1 protein-coding gene and 1 pseudogene are annotated in these 3,179 nt (G+C 49.5%); both read right to left on the bottom strand.

Features of this window, described 5'->3' with window-relative positions; genetic code table 11:
• Positions 1–479: pseudogene (locus WBA23_RS12945) on the bottom strand (hypothetical protein); the annotation flags it as partial.
• A gap of 12 nt (positions 480–491) precedes the next feature.
• Positions 492–3,179 (bottom strand): SusC/RagA family TonB-linked outer membrane protein (locus WBA23_RS12940; RefSeq protein WP_424582696.1); only part of this gene is annotated, 2,688 nt, incomplete at its 5' end.

Here is a 3,179-nt window from a genome sequence, read left to right as displayed (position 1 = left end):
AAGTACGCCTGTCCCAGCAGCACATCTTTTTCTTCCTGGGTGGCATCCACGATCAGATCGGCACTTTCGATGACCAGATTGGCTTTGCGAATACCCGCCCAACTGCTTTGCCAGATACCCGCCCGGTTAAACGGCAAACCATCGGCAGTATTAGCGGGGTTTTCGTAAAAGAACGAACCCATATCGTTCATCCAGTTCCAGTAGCGGCCCTGATCAATACGATAGTCAAACTGCCAGTTTTGATTGCCAACGGCATCATCCCCGTAGCACATATAGCTTTGCCAGTGAGTGGCGGTGCCGTAGTTCACCACCATAGCGTACATTTCTTCTACAAATCCCTGAACATTTACGAAGTTTTTGAACACTTCTTCTTGGTCCAGATTGGTTTCTATAGTTTTATCGAGATAATCTTCGCAGGAGGTAGTAATCAGCAGAAGACTACCCAGTATACTCGCTATTTTTATACAGAATTTATTCATTGTGGGTCTTCTTTAAAAGTTTATGTTAAAGCCAAGGTTAATGCGGCGGAAGGTAGGGTAATCGCCCCGCACGTGGGCTTCACCATTGTCCCGATTACTCTCCCGATCATCGGGCAAATGGGACCAAAAAAGCAAATTGTTTCCGCCGACAAATACCTTGTAGCTAGTTCCGTTTTGTCCCGGAAAATTGTAAGCGATCTCCACATTCTTCAATCGGGCAAACGAAGCATCGAAGTAATTTCGGTAAGAATCGGTAGCGGCGCCCCCTTTCCAGTCCGGCAGCACCTCTTCACCATTGGGATTATCTACGGTCCAGTAATCAATATTGTGCTCGAAGAACAGAGGAGTGTTTTTGTGAAAATCCCAGACAGTATGCTGTTTGGTCACGTTGAAGGCTCCGTAAAACTGCACCATCACCGATAGGCCGTGGAAGTCAGTTCCTACCGTCCAGTTCCAGGTATTGATGGGTTGTTGCGGATAGCCATAGGGAGCCCGGTCGGTATTACCATCGTGGCGACCGTCCGAGTCAAAATCTACCATGTCAAAGTAACCCGGGCGACGGTACTGCATATCGTTCACTAGGGGCACCGACATGTATATATCGTCCCAACTAGTCATAAATTCGCCGTTGATTGCTCGCTTGTACAGGCCAATCGGAAAGCCTTCGGTCTTGAGGTGATCATCTAGTAAAGCAGGTTCTTCGCGGAACACAATTTTACTGCGGGCCTGGGTGAAGTTGATGTTCGACCATAGTTTCAGATTTGGGTTTACGTAATGGTTGAACCCTAACGCAACTTCAATTCCTTCTACTGAAGTTTGGCCCACATTCAGGTCAGGAGCACTAAATCCTAGGAACGATGGAACACTTCGGTCGTTACCTTGAACAATAATATCGTTACGCTCTTCCTGGAAAACATCGACCGTAGCCGTAACTAAATTATTCATGAGCGTGAGGTCAAACCCAATATTGGCTTTGGTAGACGTTTCCCAACGGAGATTAGGATTGCCAATCACATCTTCCCGGTAGAAGGTGTAGGGCGACCGTTGCCCCCAAGGGTTAGCATTATTCATAAAGGCCTGCCCCCCGGAAGCCCACTGCGAGATGTAGCCCCAGCGTCCGTTAATATCATCATCTCCTACTACTCCGTAGGAACCGCGAATTTTTAGCATATCCAGCCAGTTAGCTCCCTGCATAAACGGCTCATTGGAAATTGCCCAACCTACGGCGGCCGAAGGAAAGAGTTCAAAGCGGTATCCCGGCCCGAAGCGCTCCGAGCCATTGTAAGCACCGTTCACATCCAGAAAGTAGCGCTCGTCGTAGTTGTACGTAGCCCGAGCCACCCAGTCCTCCCGGTAGCGGGGAAACATCGAGCCTTTAGCGTACTCCTCGCGGTTCATGAGCAGCAGCACGTTGGTATTGTGCTTACCCCCAAAAGTCTGTTCATAGTTTAGCGAGAACTGATAGAACAGCCGACGTTCTACATCACCATTATTCATATCAATAGGGTCGTAGTACCAGGGCTGGGTTACGAAATCAAACTGGTTGTCGCCCGGAGGGGTGATGAACAACTCTTCGCCATTGTCGAGATAGCGCTTAAAGATTACGTTATCCGTCCCGCCCGGATTATTCTCTCTCACTCCGCCGTTGCCCCGGAAATTGTTATCGTAGGCTAACCGACCGTTGAACGTAAGTCCTTCTAACAGGAAGTCCAGGTCCTGCTCCAGCATAATATCCGAGTTCACCTGAATCCGGTGATTCTGAGGAGACCCTTTGGTTGTCATCACCATTAGCGGGTTGGTCGTATCCCAGATATCGGCTGGGTCTACTCCGTAAGTTCCATCTTCGTGGATCGGGTAGAATAGTGTAGGGGCCATACCGTACAGGCTAGAGTACACTAGCCGCATATCATCATTACCTACCGTTCGTTGTATACCGTAGAAGCCGGAGAGGTTAACCGACACGCGAGTGGTTTTGGTAATATCGAAATCAACGTTACTGCGGTAGTTAAAGCGGTCGTAGCCCAGGTTAGGTTGATAAGTCCGTCCGTTATCATAAGAACCAGCATCAAATATATCGCCTACCCGTTGGTACGAGAGTGCCCCAAAATACTGAGCAAAATCGCTGCCCCCGCGTACTGAGAGATTCACGTTATGATCCATCGCGAAATCCTTAAGCACCACGTCCGCCCAATCTATATCGGGGTACCGCTCGCGCTCAAACTGATCAGCGGGGTTACGGTGCCGCTCCATAATTGCCCGGGGAGTATAATCCGCCCAGGATTCTTCAATGCCACTCACCTCCCGTTCAATGGCATCGTTCGCCACGGCTAAACCTTGGTAAGCACCAAGTTTTCGCGGAATTCTAGACGGAGTTTTGAAGGCCGAGTTAACCGATAACGATAGTTGGGGCTTGCCCTTTTGCCCTCGTTTGGTGGTGATAAGGATTACTCCGTTCGCTCCTTTTACCCCAAAAACTGCGGTAGCCGAAGCATCCTTTAGCACCGATATTTTCTCAATATCATTGATGTTGACATCGTTCATGCTCCGCTCAATCCCATCGACCAGCACTAGCGGCTGGCCACTGCCGTTCCAGGTACTTCTACCCCGAATAAAAATTTCAGGGTCTTCTTCGCCTGGTCTACCGGTAGTGCTCACGGTAATTACGCCGGGCACTCGTCCGGTAAGAGCCTGCCCCACCGA

Origin of the sequence: Tunicatimonas sp. (assembly GCF_049647865.1) — a bacterium.
Lineage (GTDB): Bacteria > Bacteroidota > Bacteroidia > Cytophagales > Cyclobacteriaceae > Tunicatimonas.
Note: the sequence above shows the minus strand (reverse complement) of the source record. Positions and strands in the feature narration are given on the sequence as shown.